This is a genomic window from Caballeronia sp. EK (assembly GCF_014384845.1).
GTDB lineage: Bacteria > Pseudomonadota > Gammaproteobacteria > Burkholderiales > Burkholderiaceae > Caballeronia > Caballeronia jiangsuensis.
Window position 1 is genome coordinate 76,969 of the sequence record NZ_JACSUE010000017.1, and the last position, 15,594, is coordinate 92,562.

At 64.2% G+C, this 15,594-nt stretch carries 15 protein-coding genes, 1 tRNA gene and 1 pseudogene; 7 read left to right on the forward strand and 10 right to left on the reverse strand.

All coding sequences use genetic code 11. The annotated features are described in order from the left end of the window. The first annotated feature begins 94 nt into the window (after positions 1 to 94). Together IAG25_RS34320 and IAG25_RS34325 are read left to right on the forward strand one after the other, a co-directional pair. Positions 95 to 187, forward strand: a tRNA-Ser gene (locus IAG25_RS34320). Positions 188 to 490: 303 nt separating this feature from the next. Continuing rightward, positions 491 to 922: pseudogene (locus IAG25_RS34325) on the forward strand (outer membrane beta-barrel protein); the annotation flags it as partial. Between the two features lie 160 nt (positions 923 to 1,082). Here the strand turns inward: IAG25_RS34325 and IAG25_RS34330 are convergent. The 9 genes from IAG25_RS34330 to IAG25_RS34370 form a co-directional block, all read right to left on the reverse strand. Beyond that, positions 1,083 to 1,841, reverse strand: a complete 759-nt coding sequence (locus tag IAG25_RS34330) for a M48 family metallopeptidase (protein ID WP_304502698.1) — start codon at positions 1,839 to 1,841, stop codon at positions 1,083 to 1,085. A gap of 169 nt (positions 1,842 to 2,010) precedes the next feature. Next, positions 2,011 to 2,946, reverse strand: a complete 936-nt coding sequence (mdcH, locus tag IAG25_RS34335; protein ID WP_187608842.1) for a malonate decarboxylase subunit epsilon — start codon at positions 2,944 to 2,946, stop codon at positions 2,011 to 2,013. Then, complete coding sequence (locus IAG25_RS34340) at positions 2,943 to 3,584, reverse strand: malonate decarboxylase holo-ACP synthase (protein WP_222946772.1); 642 nt, start codon at positions 3,582 to 3,584, stop codon at positions 2,943 to 2,945. Before IAG25_RS34340 ends, mdcH begins: the two co-directional genes overlap by 4 nt. Further along, positions 3,584 to 4,399 (reverse strand): biotin-independent malonate decarboxylase subunit gamma, encoded by an 816-nt coding sequence (mdcE, locus tag IAG25_RS34345; protein WP_187608844.1) that lies wholly within the window; start codon positions 4,397 to 4,399, stop codon positions 3,584 to 3,586. The genes IAG25_RS34340 and mdcE overlap by 1 nt, the downstream gene beginning before the upstream one ends. Next, positions 4,396 to 5,238, reverse strand: coding sequence for a biotin-independent malonate decarboxylase subunit beta (locus tag IAG25_RS34350; RefSeq protein ID WP_187608845.1), 843 nt, complete (start codon positions 5,236 to 5,238; stop codon positions 4,396 to 4,398). Before IAG25_RS34350 ends, mdcE begins: the two co-directional genes overlap by 4 nt. Beyond that, the gene (locus IAG25_RS34355) at positions 5,235 to 5,537 is read right to left on the reverse strand and encodes a malonate decarboxylase subunit delta (RefSeq protein WP_187608846.1); all 303 of its coding nucleotides are present in this window, start codon (positions 5,535 to 5,537) and stop codon (positions 5,235 to 5,237) included. The genes IAG25_RS34350 and IAG25_RS34355 overlap by 4 nt, the downstream gene beginning before the upstream one ends. A 23-nt stretch (positions 5,538 to 5,560) precedes the next feature. Beyond that, entirely contained in the window at positions 5,561 to 6,427 is an 867-nt protein-coding gene (locus IAG25_RS34360) for a triphosphoribosyl-dephospho-CoA synthase (RefSeq protein ID WP_187608847.1), read from the reverse strand. A 5-nt stretch (positions 6,428 to 6,432) separates the two neighbouring features. Further along, positions 6,433 to 8,109, reverse strand: a complete 1,677-nt coding sequence (gene mdcA / locus IAG25_RS34365) for a malonate decarboxylase subunit alpha (RefSeq protein WP_187608848.1) — start codon at positions 8,107 to 8,109, stop codon at positions 6,433 to 6,435. Then, positions 8,106 to 8,906: a GntR family transcriptional regulator gene (locus IAG25_RS34370; protein ID WP_187608849.1), complete on the reverse strand. Its 801-nt coding sequence runs from the start codon at positions 8,904 to 8,906 to the stop codon at positions 8,106 to 8,108. Before IAG25_RS34370 ends, mdcA begins: the two co-directional genes overlap by 4 nt. Before the next feature lie 144 nt (positions 8,907 to 9,050). Here IAG25_RS34370 and IAG25_RS34375 point away from each other — a divergent pair, with 144 nt between their 5' ends. From IAG25_RS34375 to IAG25_RS34385, 3 genes are all read left to right on the forward strand, one after another. Continuing rightward, complete coding sequence (locus IAG25_RS34375) at positions 9,051 to 10,364, forward strand: MFS transporter (protein ID WP_187608850.1); 1,314 nt, start codon at positions 9,051 to 9,053, stop codon at positions 10,362 to 10,364. 186 nt (positions 10,365 to 10,550) lie between these two features. Next, complete coding sequence (locus tag IAG25_RS34380) at positions 10,551 to 10,904, forward strand: hypothetical protein (protein WP_187608851.1); 354 nt, start codon at positions 10,551 to 10,553, stop codon at positions 10,902 to 10,904. Between the two features lie 269 nt (positions 10,905 to 11,173). Continuing rightward, positions 11,174 to 11,548 (forward strand): hypothetical protein, encoded by a 375-nt coding sequence (locus IAG25_RS34385; protein WP_187608852.1) that lies wholly within the window; start codon positions 11,174 to 11,176, stop codon positions 11,546 to 11,548. A 90-nt stretch (positions 11,549 to 11,638) separates the two neighbouring features. On the opposite strand, the gene fabI is transcribed toward IAG25_RS34385, so the two are convergent. Further along, positions 11,639 to 12,436 (reverse strand): enoyl-ACP reductase FabI, encoded by a 798-nt coding sequence (fabI, locus tag IAG25_RS34390; protein WP_187608853.1) that lies wholly within the window; start codon positions 12,434 to 12,436, stop codon positions 11,639 to 11,641. A 147-nt stretch (positions 12,437 to 12,583) separates the two neighbouring features. Here fabI and IAG25_RS34395 point away from each other — a divergent pair, with 147 nt between their 5' ends. Both IAG25_RS34395 and IAG25_RS34400 read left to right on the forward strand, forming a co-directional pair. Then, positions 12,584 to 14,539 (forward strand): extracellular solute-binding protein, encoded by a 1,956-nt coding sequence (locus tag IAG25_RS34395; protein ID WP_375336555.1) that lies wholly within the window; start codon positions 12,584 to 12,586, stop codon positions 14,537 to 14,539. Positions 14,540 to 14,552: 13 nt separating this feature from the next. Further along, a complete protein-coding gene (locus tag IAG25_RS34400) occupies positions 14,553 to 15,593 on the forward strand; it encodes a microcin C ABC transporter permease YejB (RefSeq protein WP_187608855.1) in 1,041 nt (346 codons plus the stop codon). Position 15,594: the final 1 nt, after the last annotated feature.

A 15,594-nucleotide genomic window follows, 5' to 3' on the forward strand; every position in this document is an offset into this window, starting at 1 on the left:
TGAAAAAAATAATCACGCCAGTTTGACCCGCGCCTGCGAACACGTTATTATCTCGATCTCGTTGCACTGCACTCCCGGTGCGACGAAAAGTTTGGGAGACGTGGCCGAGAGGTCGAAGGCACTCCCCTGCTAAGGGAGCATCTGGCTAAAAACTGGATCGAGGGTTCGAATCCCTCCGTCTCCGCCAGTTGTCGTAGAAAGGCCCCGCAAGCTTAAAAACTTGCGGGGCTTTTTCTTTTTGCGCGGCGATCGGCTTTCGTGCCAGCGAATTGGTTCGTTATCCTGCGCGAAGTTCATACGACAACACGCCGCCTCGCTTTAGGACATTTCCGCTTTCTATGCTGACCGGAGCTAACTAACCTCGCGGGTTGCTTGCCGTCAGGCAAGCAAGAGTGCAACGCAACGCGTACGTTCGTTGTCCCGATTACGGTATTGCCCGAATGCGCCGACGCCATCGGGCAACACCTTTTTCAAGGTTGGCAGTTCAGTCATGGCAGTTATCAGCAAGCTCATTGCTCCAGCGCTCTTGTCGCTGCTCTGCGCGGCACAGGCGCATTCGGAAGCGCTCGATCCGACTCTTCTCAAGCTGATGGGCGTACAAGGCCCGCATAGCCAGTTCGCCGGTCCTTATGTCGGTGCGAAGTTCGGTGTCGACTGGTCGGACATTACCGGCCCGGACCCGAAGTCCACGCAGACGACGTACTTCCCCGGTCTCGTGGCCGGCGTGAATTACGACGTCGGCCAGTTCGTGATCGGCTTCGAAGGATTCATGGATTTTCACGACGGCTCGACGACCGGGAAAGACGGTGGCATCGACCTGAAGTTCGGCATGCCCGTCGACGGAAACATCATGCCGTACGGACGTATCGGCTTCACGGGCACGTGGCCCGATACGCGTCTGCATTACGGCGGCGGCGTCGAATACAAGCTCGAGAAAAACTGGAGCGTGGCAGCCGAATATACCGGCGACACGTCGAGCTACCAGGGCGGTCATCGCCGCAACGATAGCCTGACCGTGGCGTGCACTACTACTTCTTCTGATTGTTCTTTGCCAACGCGCGCGCGTTGCGCTCAACTACGCGTTACTTCCCCGACGCGATCCGATCCTGAATATGCTTCGCTCGTGCCGGCGACGACGGATGCGAATCGAGCATGCTCGACTTGCCGCCATCGATCGATGCGAGCTTCTGGAACGCGGTCACGAGTCCCGCCGGGTTGTATCCCTTCTTCTTTTGCGTGTCGAACGAGTAGTCGTCGGCGGCGCTTTCCTGCGATTGCGAGAACTGCGCGTTCACGAACTTCTCCGACAGATCGCCGAGCTGCGATGCCGACAGATTCCCGACGACCCCGCCCGCCGATGCCGCCACCGAGCGCGCCGCCGACGTCGCATACGCGACCTGCATCGCCTTCTTGGTGTGGCCGAGCGCCACGTGACCCATTTCGTGCCCGACGACGCCGCGCACTTCGTCGTCGTTCATCAGGTCCATGAGGCCGCTGTAGACGCGCACGCAACCGTTCGCCATCGCCCACGCGTTGACGTCCTTCGTCATGTAGACCTTGTAGTTGACGGGCACGCCGTTGATGTTGTCGCCGAGCTGCTTCGAAATCTTGTTCAGGCGCTGCGTGTACGGACTGTTGGCCGGCGCAATCTGGTTTTCCTTGTCGAGTTGGACGCAGGATTTATCGGACAGCGTGCGGACGTCGGAATCGCTGAGCGACAATGCCTGCGTCGCCAGTTGCCCGGATTGCATCAGTTGATTCGGATCCATGCTGGTCATGCTGCTGCACGACGCGAGGGTGAACACGGCGGATGCCGCAAGCGCGATGCGGAAGATCGTCATAGTTTTACCTTTGGAATGTCATTTTGGTTGTCGTTGCGCAGAAATGCGCGGACGCCGGCGCAATGCTAATGACAGTCGACTTGTAAGCTACACGAAAATTCCGATTTTGTAGGCAGAAAGGATAAAAACGCCAGCGCGAAGCGCGCATCAGTCGCGCACGGGAAGCGAATCAATCGTTCGCGCGGTTTCGTGCGATCCGCACGCGCGCGGCAATCGATCCGATCGGCGCGGCGTCCATCGCGTAGGCGGGCGCGCCGGGCAGGGCGTCGGCGAGAAGGGAGGTCAGCGTTTGTCCCGGCGGCATCTCGACGAAAATTTTCGCGCCGAGCTCGGAAAGCGCGATGGTCGAATCGTGCCAGCGCACCGGATAGCGCAGATTGGTGGCGAGGTCTTCGCGGATGGCATCGGCATGGCGCAGCACGCGCGCGCCACGATTGCCGACATACGCGATACGCGGCGTGTCGATGCGCACGTCGCGCGCCGCGTCGATCAGACTTTCGGCTGCTTTTTCGAGCAGCACGCAATGCGACGGCACGCTCACGCAGAGCCGTTCGGCCTTGCGCGCGCCGCGCGACAGCGCGATCTCGCGGACCTGCGCGAGCGCGGCATCGCTGCCCGACACGACGATCTGGCGCGGCGCATTCAGATTGCCGATGTAGGCATCGGCGCCGCTGTCGGCGATAGCGCGGGCGATCTCGCGCTCGTTCAGACCGAGCACCGCGAGCATGCCGTAACCGCGCGGATAGGCGTCCTGCATCAAGCTGGCGCGCAGGCGCACGAGCTTCAGCGCGTCGTCGAAGGCGATCGCGCCGCAGACGACCGCCGCGCCATACGCGCCGACCGACAGGCCCGCGACGGCTTCCGGCTCGATGCCTTCCTCCGCGAGCGCACGCGCCGCCGCGACGCCCGCGACGACGAGCGCGACCTGCACGGCGACCGTCGACGCGAGGGCATCGGCGGTGTCGAGCGCGAGCACGTCTTCGCCGAGCACGGCGGACGCTTCCGCGAGCGTGCGGACGATCGCCGGATGCGGTGCGTCGCCGCCGAGACGATGCAGAAAGCCGGGCGTCTGCGCGCCTTGTCCGGGAAAGAGATACGCGATCATGCCGCCGCCCACGGATCGTCGACGAGCCGTGGGCCGTCCGCATGCCGCAGCATCACGCGCAGGCCTCGATGCTGATTCGCGCGCGCGAATTCGGCGAGCGAGAACGCCGCGTCGGATGTTTCGATCTGCACGTCGATGCGCGTGCCCGCTGCCTGCGCGGCGCGCGAGAGCGCGTCGAAGAGCGACGATGCGTCGGCGCGCGGCAAAGGCTCCGGCGCACGCACGACGATATCGAGGTCGCTGTCGCGCGTGATCGTCGGCATCGCGCTCGCGAGTTCGAAACCGGCGCTGCCAGTCGGGCCCCAGTCGAGGTTGCATCGATCGATGATCGAAGGCACAGCGCGCAGCAACGCGAACGCGGGCAGCGCGGCGCGCGCTGAATCGGGTTCGCGCGTGCGCAGATCCTCCGGCGTGAGGATCGCTTCGATCCAGCGCGGCTCGATCCACGTGCCGAAGCGTTCGCCGCGCGTCGCGCCTCGCACGCCGACCGCGATCGCATCGCCGATACGCGGCGCACGCCGCACGACGACGAACGGCGCGCGCACGAGCGACGCAGCGACCCAGTCCGGCGCTTCGTCCAACATCATCGCGCCGGGCGCGAGCCGCAGCAGATCGTGCGGACGCGGCGTCCGGTTCATCACGCGCTCCACTGCTCGCGCATGCGCCTGCGCACTTCGATCGACGCCGCGCGCGTGCGTTTCGCATCGTCGGACGCGAGCCGCACCGACAGGTCGCGCGGACCGTTGCGCGCGTCCTTCACCGCTGCCGCGAGCGATGCTTTCACGCGCTCGATATCGACGGAAGAGGGCGCATCGGCATCGACGCCTTCGATCAGTTCGTGCAGCAAGCCGAGCTTCGCGTACGCGCTCATCTTGTACGACATCGGCAGGACGGTATCGCCGAGCGCGTCGAGACTTTCGACGCTGCGTCGCGTGACGCGTGCGGCGGCTTCCTTGCCCATTGCGTGCACGGCCGTGCCGGGTGCGTCGAGCGCGACGATGCGGTTCGCCTGATAGCCATGCGCGAGGTACGCGCCCGACATCGCCGGCCCGACGATCAGCGCGATCACCGGATGACCCGCGAGCCGCGCGCTCGCGTAGGCATCGACGGCGGCCGCGCACGCGAGATGGATGCCGAGCAGTTCCTCGCGGCGTCCGTACGCCTGGCTTTTCACATCGACGACCGCGACGATCGGGCGCTTCACGCCGGCATCGCGATCGGCGTCGATGGCTTCGCGCACGGCGCGCGCGAGCAGCCAGCCTTGTTCGAGTCCGACGACGTTATCGGTCGCGCGGGGAAAGCGGTTTTCCGGATCGGGCACGACGGCGAAGAAGCTCGCGCGTTCGCCATCGAGCTGGCCGTCGCGGGCGCGGATCGGGCCGCTCTCGGTTCGCGTGGACGGAGAAGTCAGCGCGTCGAGCCAGCGTTCGCCGCGGGAAAGTGCGTCGGTCATGATGTGCCCCAGAGTGTGCGCAGCGTGTCGGGATCGATCGCGTCCGGGTTCACTTGCGCGAGCCGCGCGATGAAGCCGTCGATATTTTCGGTGCGATGCTGCTTCGGCACGCCTCGCTTGAACGCGGCGAGCACGGCGTCGCGGACCTGGTCGGTATCGTCTTCGACGAGTCCATCCGCAAGCCCGACTGCGACGCGTTCCTCGCCGCCGATCATCGACCAGATCAGGCGCCGGTCGCCGGAATCGAGTTCTTCGATGCCCGCTTCCTGTTCGATCACTTCCGGCCCGTTCATGCCGAGCCGCGCCTGACGCGTCATCACGAGTTCGGTGCAGAGCGCGGCCGCGAGCGACATGCCGCCGAAGCAGCCGACCATCCCGCCGATCACGCCGACCACCGGCACATGAGCGCGCAGCGCGACGATCGCCGCCTGGATTTCCGCGATGGCCGCAAGCCCGAGATTCGCTTCCTGCAAGCGCACGCCGCCGGTTTCGAACAGCACGACGGGGCGGATCGCGCGTCCGGCTTCGAATTCGCCCAGAGCCAGTTCGAGCGCGGCGGCGATCTTCGCACCCGACACTTCGCCGATGCTGCCGCCCTGAAACGCAGGCTCGATCGCGGCGATCAACGCGGGCTCGCCACCAAGCATGCCGCGCGCGATGACCGCGCCGTCGTCGGCCTGGCAGACGATATTCTGCATCGCGAGCCACGGCGATTCGATCCGGTCGAACGGACCGAGCAGTTCGCGGAACGTGCCTTTGTCGAGCAACGCCCGGATGCGTTCGCGTGCCGTCAGTTCGATGAAGCTGTGCCGCGCGAGAAACATGTCGTGCGCGTTCATGGCGTGTCTCCTTCGCTCGCTTCGACGGCTTCGTTCAGTCTCAGCATGACGACGCCGGGTGTCGCGCCGAAGTCGTTCAGCTCGATCTTCGCGGCGCCGTCGTAGCGCTGAAAGAAGCGGTCGAGCACGCTCTTCCACACGTGGCCATAGCCATCGACGCTCGTGCGGATCACCACTTCCGCGTTCGCATTTTGCGACGGCGAGAGCAGCACTTCGAGATCGCCCGAGCCGACCACGCCGACATGCGCGCGGCGCGCGACGGGTCGTTTGGCGGGATATTCGTATCGCATGTTTTCCATCGTTCGTTCCTCTTCGATGCGCCTTAAATGAGACGCCTGAGACTGTCGAGAAAGAGTGTCGCCGCGAGCAGATCGGCGGCGCCGCCGGGCGATGCGTTCAGCGCCAGCAAGTCGGCGTCGAGTCGCACGAGCGCGGCGCGTCCTTCCTGCGTGGCCACGCCGCCATGATTCATCACGCGCTTCGCGCCGCGTTGCGCCGCATCGAGCGCGATCATTCCGCCGCGATGCAGGAGACACGTATCGTCCAACGACGCGATGATCGCGATGAGCGCATCGAGTCGCGCGCCGGATTCGTCGAGACCGCGTGCGCGTGCAGTGTCGAGCGCGGGCAGGCCGATGAGCCGCGCATGCGGAAAAGCATCGCGCGCTTCGCCCCGCGCGCCCGCGACCCGATAACGTTCGCTCACGCGCGCGCCGTGGCTCGCCGTGACGGATACCGGCGCATAACGGTCGTCGTAGCGCGCGATCGCAGCAGCCGACGCGCAGATCGCGTCGGCATCGTCCGGTGCGTGCATCGCCGCGCCCGCGCATAGGAGTCCGACGATCCAGATCGCGCCGCGATGGGCGTTGCTGCCGCTCGTCGCGCGCATCATCGCGGCTTCGCCTTCACGGCCGATGCGCGCCAGTTGCTCGCGCAGCGTCTGCGATGGACGCGCGCCATGCGCCGCGCGCGCCATCGCGAGGAACGTCGGTTGCAGCGCACGCGCGGAACGCAGCATCGTGTCGAGATCGAGATCGCGATGCGCACCGCTGCCGCGTTCATCGACGAGCGCGGGCTTGGGCGTGAGACGCGCCTCGGCGATGAGCGCATCGACGGCATGTGTCGCGATGATCAGCGGCGACGTCGCAACTTCGCAGACGTCCTCGCGCAACAAGGGAAGGGCATTCATCGCGATCACCAGCTTCTGAAGCGCGCGGGCGGCGCGTAGAGGCCGCCCGACCACGCGACGAGATCGTCGATGCTGCGCGCCGCGAGCAGCGAGCGTTTCGCTTCGCCGCGCCGTACGCCCAGATCTTCCGGATATGCGACGATGCCGCGCCGTCTCAACTCGGCGGTTCTGGCAGGATCGGCGCGCATGCCGATGGGCGTCACGCCCGCGATGGCCGCGAGCGCGGCGCGGCGCTCATCGACGCCTTCGGCCGCATGCAGATACGCGATGCCTTCCTCGGTCACGACGTGCGTGACGTCGTCGCCGTAGATCATGACGGGCGCGATCGGCATGCCGCTCTTCTCGCCGACGGCGATCGCATCGAGCGCATCGACGATGGTCGGCTCGCCGCCTTTCTTGTACGTCTCGGCGGTCTGCACGACGAGCTTGTGACCACGCGCGATTTTCGGATTCGGGCCATCGTTCTTCAGCAGCTTGAGCCACGCTTCGCTCGAATGACGGCGGCCGCGCGGATCGTGTCCCATGTTCGGCGCGCCGCCGAAACCCGCGAGCCGTCCGAGCGTGACCGTCGACGAGTTCGCGTCGGCGTCCATCTGCAGCGTCGAGCCGATGAAGAGATCGACGCCGTATTGCCCCGCGAGCTGGCAGAACACGCGATTCGAGCGCAGGCTGCCGTCGCGTCCCGTGAAGAACACGTCGGAGCGCGCGGCGATGTAGTCCTCCATGCCGACTTCGCTGCCGAAGCAATGCACGCTCTGCACCCAGCCGGATTCGATCGCGGGAATCAGCGTGGGATGTGGATTGAGCGCCCAGTTCGTGCAGATTTTCCCTTTCAGTCCGAGCGATTCGCCGTACGTCGGCAGCAGCAGTTCGATCGCGGCGGTATCGAAGCCGATGCCGTGATTGAGCGCCGTCACGCCATAACGCTCGTAGATGCCGCGGATCGTCATCATCGCCATCAGGATCTGCAACTCGCCGATGTGGCGCGGATCGCGCGTAAAGAGCGGCTCGACGGCGAACGGGCGGTCCGCCTCCACGACGACATCGACCCACGAGCCGGGAATATCGACGCGCGGCAGTTCATCGACGATTTCGTTCACCTGCGCGACCACGATGCCGTGGCGGAACGCGGTGGCTTCGACGATCGTCGGCGTGTCCTCGGTATTCGCGCCCGTATAGAGGTTGCCGTGACGATCGGCCTGCACGGCGCACACGAGCGCGACCTGCGGCGTGAGATCGATGAACATGCGCGCATAGAGTTCGATATACGTGTAGATCGCGCCGATCTCCAACTGGCCGTCTTCGAGCAGTTGCGCGACGCGCAGGCTCTGCGGCCCGGCGAACGCGAAATCGACCTTATGCGCGATGCCTTGCTCGAAGAGCGCGAGATGCTCGGGCCGGCTGATGCTCGAGATGAGCAGATGGATGTCGCGCACCCGCTGCGGATCGAGCTTCGCGAACGCACGCGAGAGGAAGTCGGCCTGCTTCTGGTTGTTGCCTTCGAGCGCGACGCGATCGCCGGTGACGATCAGCGCGCTCAGCGCATCGACGATGCGCGCGGGATCGAGCACCGAGCCATCGAGCCACGGTTCGATCAGCTTCAGGCGCCGCGCTTTTTCCTGCGCGCGCGTGTTCCAGTTCCGGCTTGCGGTGAGGGCGTCGGCGGGTGTGGACGAGTTCATCGGTCTGTCTCTGGAGAAGTCGTTTGGGTCGTTTGGATCGTGCGGGAAGATGCCGAAGCGCGCGGGCGGCGTTTCTTCTTGACGTGGCTCGATTGAGCGAGCGATTGGGCATCGGCGAGAAAGCGGTAGATCAAATCGCCCGTCGAGAGCAGGTGGCGCGCGACGAGCATTTGCGCCTGCTCGATATCGCGCGCGACGAGTGCATCGAAGATCGCGCGATGCTCGGCATCGGATGCATCTTTGTGGATCGGAAGCCCGAGCTTAAGGCGCAGATAGCGCTCGCCTCGCCGATGCATCTGGCCGATCAGTTCCATCAAACGCGGGCGATCCGCGGGCGCGTAGAGGCTCATATGGAACTGCTCGTTGCGCACGACGTAAAGCGCGGGATCAGGCTCGTTTTCTGCGGCTTCGAGCAGGCGCTTCACGTGGGCGAGCGTGTCGGGCGTGTGATGTCCGATCGCGATGCCGATAGCCAGGCTTTCGAGCGACGCGCGGATCTCGTAGATCTCGCGCGCTTCGTCGGCCGATTGCAGGCTGACGGCCGCGCCCCGGTTCGGCTCGGTCGTCACCCAGCCTTCGCTTTCGAGCTGGCGAAACGCTTCGCGCACCGGAATGGCGCTGACGGAAAACTGCCGCGCGATCGCGTCCTGGCGCAGCGGCTCGCCCGGCAGCAGCGAGCCATCGACGATCGCGGCGCGCAGCGCATCCGCGATGAACCGCGACGTGCTCTGACGCGGCTCGAACTGCGCATCGCGAAAGGAAGCCGGAGGCGACACGGCTAAAAGATCTGTCGGCATGGATAGGTGAAAGTGCGGAGTTGTCGCGGGTTACTGTTCAAATATTATATATAAAAGTGCATACGAAACCCCGGTGCTTTCCCTAGACGCCAGAACAAACACTTTTAACTCGCGCGTCGTTAATTTCGTTGGAGAGACATGGCCATGCCGACAACGCTAGATCGAGAGGTAAGCGCCACCCGCGCCACGAAGACGCCGCTCAACCGGTCGCAGATCACCGGCTTCTGGGGCGCATGGGCCGGCTGGACGCTCGACGGAATGGATTCGTTCATCTACGCGCTCGTGCTTGCGCCGGCGCTCACCGAACTGTTGCCGCGCTCGGGCTACGAAGCGACGCCGGCGAATGTCGGGCTCGCCGGCTCGATACTCTTCGCGCTGTTTCTGGTGGGGTGGGGACTCTCGTTCATCTGGGGTCCGCTCGCCGACCGCTTCGGGCGTACCAAGGTGCTGGCCGCGACCATCTTCACGTTCGCCATCTTCACCGGCCTCGCTGCGACCGCGCATACGGTGTGGGAGCTCGGCATCTATCGCTTCTTGGCGGGCGTGGGTATCGGCGGCGAATGGGCGCTGGCCGGGACGTATGTCGCGGAGGCGTGGCCGGAAGATCGCCGGAAAATGGGCGCGGGTTATTTGCAGACCGGCTATTACGCGGGCTTCTTTCTTGCCGCGGCGTTGAACTACACGATCGGCGCGACCTTCGGCTGGCGTGCGATGTTCCTGGTCGGCCTGTTTCCGGTCGTCGTGTCGATCATGGTGCTCTTGCGCGTGAAGGAAACCGACAAGTGGGAGCGCGCCGAAACCGTTCATCCGCACGTCAGGCACGAAAGCTCGCTCAAGACGATCTTCAATGCGCAATATCGCAAACGCACGATCGTCGCGGCCGTGCTGTTGACGGTGGCGATCATCGGGCTGTGGGCGGGCGCGGTGTACGAGCCGTCCGCGGTCGTCCAGCTCGCGACGAAGGCCGGCATGGACAAGCACGACGCCGCGCGCATGGCGTCGATCGCGACCGGGCTGCTTTCGATCGGCACGATCATCGGCTGTCTTGCGCTGCCGCCGATGGCCGAGAAGATCGGCCGCAGAAAGACGCTCGCGGTGTACTTCGTCGGCATGGCGGCGTCGATCGCGCTCGCGTTCGGCTGGGCGTTCTATCTGCCGAACGGGCTGGTGCCGTTCATCGCGCTGCTCGTCGTGCTTGGGTTCTTCGGCGGCAACTTCGCGCTGTTCTCGTTGTGGCTGCCCGAGCAGTTCGAAACCCGCGTGCGTGCGACGGCGTTCGCGTTCTGCACGTCGATTGGGCGCTTTTTCGGCGCGATCGTGAACTTCGGCATCGGCGCGATGGTGCTCCACATGAAGACGCTCGGCGTGCCGATCGCGATCACCGCGGTTGCGTTCCTCATCGGCCTCGCGGTGATTCCGCTCGCGCCGGAGACGAAGGGGCAGGAACTGCCGAACTGAGCGGAAGAAAGCCTTTCGTGGACGGCGGCCTTCGTGATGCGAAGGCCGCCTTTTTCATGCGTGCGAGCTTACTTTTCGTAAGTTTTTCCGCGGTAATAGCAGGTTACGAAGTCGAACACTTGAGGGGGCATCCGTCCGATATAGTCCCGTCAACACAACAAACAACCCATCGAGGTGGGGCATCACATGAACAAGGTATCGAAGGCTTCCGTGCTGGCTGGCGCCGTGATGATCGGCGGTTTGATGGCCTCCGGCGCGGCCAGTGCGGGAGTGTCCGTGGGCGTCAACATCGGGGTGCCCGCGCCCGTGTATGTCGCGCCCGCGCCGGTTTATGCGCCGCCTCCGCCGCCCGTCGTGTACGCGCCGCCGCCCCCGCCGATGTACGCGCAGCCGGTCGTCGTGGTCGGCTGGCATGGCGATCGTTACTGGGATGGCCGTCGCTACTGGAATCGCGACGACTACTATCGCCATTACGATCATGGTCATGACCACGATCACGGTCACGGACATGACAACGGCCATCACAACGGCTGGCATTGAGCGTCGCGCATTGCCGTTGTGGGGCACCGAGAGCCACCCGTTCGCAGCGGGTGGCTTTTTTGTTGCGGCTTTATCGGCAGAGGACGGATTCGCCGCTAAAACAACACTCGCAGGGATTTCCGACCTGAGCCCAATGTAACAAAAGGTAAGCTTTCTCCTGACATTTAGCTGAAGCGCGCGAAAACTTACAAAGCTGAAATAATGCGATGAAAGCTTTCCGTTATATTTCGTGCCAAGCGAACAGGCAGAAAAGCGAGGTCGGATTGCGTATGAAGAAGAATCTTTCGGGACGAATCGTGGCGGGTGTGCTCGTGATCGCAGCGCTGAGCGCGACGGCCGCCGCGCGCGCCGATGTGCACGTAGGCGTGAACATCGGCATTCCGGCGCCGGTGTATGTCGCGCCGACGCCGGTCTACGCGCCGCCGCCTCCGCCGGTCGTCTATCAGCCCGCGCCGATGTACGCGCCGCCGGTGTTCATCGGCTGGCACGGCAACCGGTATTGGGACGGTCGGCGCTACTGGAGCCGCAACGACTGGAATCGCCATCACGGGCATGGGCACGGGCCGTATCATGGTCCGCCGCCGGGACACGGGCATGGGCATGGACACGGTAACGGTCATGGCGGCCCGCATGGACATCGGTGAACGCGGCATTTGAACGACCGCAGGCAGCAAAAAAGCGCCGCTCACGTGAAAGTGAGCGGCGCTTTTTTTTTGAAGCAGAAAACGAGCGGGTTATTCCGCCTCGCCGCCCATTCCGCCGACGACCGCGTGGAACCCTGCATCGACGTGAACGACTTCCGCGCTCACGCCACCCGACAGATCCGACAGCAGGAACGCCGCGACATTGCCCACTTGCTCGATCGTCACGTTGCGCTTGAGCGGCGCGTTCTCTGCGACGAAGTTCAGGATCTTGCCGAAGCCCTTGATGCCGCTCGCCGCGAGCGTCTTGATCGGGCCGGCCGAGATGGCGTTGACGCGCACGCCCTTGCCGCCGAGCGACGGCGCTGCCGCCATGTACCGCACGCTCGCTTCCAGCGATGCCTTCGCGAGACCCATCGTGTTGTAGTTCGGCAGCGCGCGCTCGGCGCCGAGATACGAGAGCGTGAGCAGCGACGAGCCGTCTTTCAGCAGCGGCAGCGCGGCCTTCGCGAGCGCGGGGAAGCTGTATGCAGAGATGTCGTGCGCGACGCGGAAGTTTTCGCGCGTCATGCCGTCGAGGAAGTCGCCCGCGATCGCCTCGCGCGGCGCGAAGCCGATGGAATGCACGAGGCCGTCGAGCGAGTCCCAGCGTTCTTCCAGCGACGCGAAGAGCCCTTCGATCTGCGCATCGTCGGCGACGTCGCAGGGATAGACCATGTCGCTGCCGAACTCGGTCGCGAATTCGGTGATGCGCTCCTTGAATCGCTCGCCGACATACGTGAACGCCAGTTCCGCGCCTTCGCGCTTGCAGGCCGCCGCGATGCCGTAAGCGATCGAGCGGTTCGACAGCAGGCCCGTCAGCAGAATTCGTTTTCCAGCGAGAAAGCCCATGAATGCTCCTTCTTTGATGTCAGTGTCGCGCGCGGATCATGAAGCGGATACCGCGCGTAGCGTGCGTGGCGCAATCGGCCTAAATGCAAACCCGTAGGCCGCGAGCCGTATGGCGCGTGATTTTGGGTAGAATTCTCTCACAATGCAATGCCCCGCCCAGGATTCCCGCGCCGCTCGTTTCGGACTCTGCCCGGGTCATTCAACGCTTCATCACACATCGCGCCAAAGAGGCACATGACGACTCGCACGACGATCCGCTCATTCAGCGCCTCATGCAGATTCATCGCGCTTGCACTGGCCGGATCGATCGCGTGGCTCGCGACCCCGGCCCATGCGGTTCACGCGATCGCGCAATACGGCGAGCCGAAATATCCGGCGGATTTCAAGCATTTCGATTACGTCAATCCCGATGCCCCGCGCGACGGCACGCTCGTGCTCGCGAATCCGAACCGGCTGACGAGCTTCGACAAGTTCAATCCGTTCACCTTGCGCGGCAACCCGGCGCCCGGTCTTTCGCTGATGTTCGAGAGCCTGACGACAGGCAGTTCCGACGAAGTAGCGACCGCGTACGGCCTGCTCGCCGACGATATCGCGGTCGCGCCCGACGGCATGTCGACGACGTTTCACATCAACCCGAAAGCGCGCTTCTCCAACGGCGATCCGGTGACGGCCGAGGACGTCAAGTTCTCGTTCGAGACGCTCAAGAGTCCGCTGGCCGCGCCGCAGTTCTCGGTGTACTTCGGGCAGATCGCGCGCGCGGTCGTCGTCGATCCGCTCACGATCCGCTTCGAATTCAAGTCCGCGACGCGCGAGATGCCGCTGCTCGCGGGCGGCGTTCCGGTGTTCTCGCGCAAGTGGGGGATGAAGCCGGACGGAACGCGCATTCCGTTCGATCAGATCGCGTTTCAGAAGCCCGTCGGCAGCGGGCCGTATCTGATCGACCGGTTCGACAACGGCCGCACGATCTCGTACAGGCGCAATCCGGATTACTGGGGCGCGTCGCTGCCGGTGCGCGCGGGCATGTTCAATTTCGCGCACATCGACTACAAGCTTTACGGCGATTCCACCGCGCGTCTCGAAGCCTTCAAGGCGGGCGAGTACGACGTGCTCGTCGAATATATCGCGCGAAGCTGGGTCCGGCGCGATATCGGCAAGCGCTTCGACAGTGGAGAGCTCATCAAGCGCGAGTTCCCGCAGCACAACGGCACGGGCATGCAGGGTTTTTTCATCAACACGCGCAAGCCGCTTTTCAAGGACGTGCGCGTGCGTCAGGCGCTCGATCTCGCGCTCGATTTCGAGTGGCTCAACCGGCAGTTGTTCTTCAATCAGTACAGGCGCATCGACAGCTTTTTCGTCAATACCGACCTGCAGGCGAAGGGCAAGCCGGGCGAAGGCGAACTCGCGATACTGAACCCGCTCAAGAGCGAACTCGATCCCGCCGTGTTCGGCGAGATGCCGCGCCAGCCGGACACCGATCCGCCCGGGTCGCTGCGCGCGAATCTCATCAAGGCGCGCGAATTGCTCCGGGAAGCCGGCTGGACGTATCGCGACGGCGCGCTGCGCAACGCGAAGGGCGAGCCGTTCGCGTTCGAGATTCTCGACGACACGGGCGGCGGCGCGTCGATGGAGCCGGTCGCGGCCGCGTTCGGGCGTAATCTGCAGAAGCTCGGCATCTCGATGAACTTCCGCACCGTGGACTACGCGCTCATCCAGAAGCGTCTCGATGCGTTCGATTTCGACGTGACGAGCGTGCGCATGCCCGACGTGCAGGTGCCGGGCACCGAGCAGGTCTCGCGCTTCGGCAGCAAGTCCGCCGACGAGCAGGGCTCGGACAATCTCGCGGGCGTGAAGTCGCCCGCCGTCGATGCGATCCTGCAGAAAGTGATTTCCGCGCAGACGCGCGAGCAACTCGTCGACGCGACGCACGCGCTCGATCGCGTGCTGATGAACGGCTACTATGTGGTGCCGCACTGGTACTCGGCGACGCATCGCGTGGCGTATCGCAATACGCTCGGCTTTCCGTCGACATTGCCGCTGTATTACGGCGCCGAGGAATGGATCATATCGACGTGGTGGGCCAAAGCCGCACCCGCGGCGAAATAAAGGACGGTGCGCCATGTGGAGCTACATCCTTAAACGCATACTCTTGATGATCCCGACGCTCATCGGCGTATTGACGCTCACGTTCGTCGTGATCCAGTTCGTGCCGGGCGGTCCCGTCGAGCAGGCTGTTCACGATCTGCGGCGCGGTCAGTCCGAAGGCGGCGGCGGCTTCGGCCTGCGCACGCATTCGGGCGTCGATGCGCAACAGGTCGAGCAGCTCAAGAAGCTCTACGGCTTCGATAAACCGCCGCTGCAACGCTATGTCCTGATGCTCGGCAAGTTCGCGCGCTTCGATCTCGGCGAGAGCTACTTCAGGCATCAGAGCGTGTGGTCGCTGATCGTGTCGAAGCTGCCGGTGTCGATCAGCATCGGCTTGTGGACCTTCTTCATCACGTATCTGATATCGGTGCCGCTCGGCATCGCGAAGGCCGTCAGGAACGGCTCGAAGTTCGATGTCGCGACGAGTCTCGTCGTGCTCGTCGGCTTCGCGATTCCGGGCTTCGTGCTGGGCGTGCTGCTGCTCGTGCTCTTCGGCGGCGGATCGTTCTGGCAACTGTTCCCGCTGCGCAATCTCACGTCCGACAACTGGGCGACGCTTTCCTTGGGCGGCAAGATTCTCGACTACCTGTGGCATATCACCTTGCCTGTGCTGGCGTCGGTGGTCGGCAGCTTCGCCATCATCACGATGCTCACGAAGAACGCGTTCCTCGACGAGATCCGCAAGCAATACGTGCTGACCGCGCGCGCGAAAGGTCTGAGCGAGCGCCGGGTGCTGTGGAAGCATGTGTTTCGCAATGCGCTCCTGCCGCTGATCGTCGGTTTTCCGGCGGCGTTCATCGGCGCGTTCTTCACGGGCAGCCTGCTGATCGAGACGCTGTTCTCGCTCGACGGGCTCGGCCTGCTTTCGTACGAATCCGTCGTGCGGCGCGACTATCCGGTCGTGCTCGGCACGCTCTATCTCTTCACGCTGATCGGCCTCGCGACGAAGCTCATCTCGGATCTTTGTTACGTCTGGGTCGATCCGCGCATTCAATTCGAACAACTGGAGCGCTGAT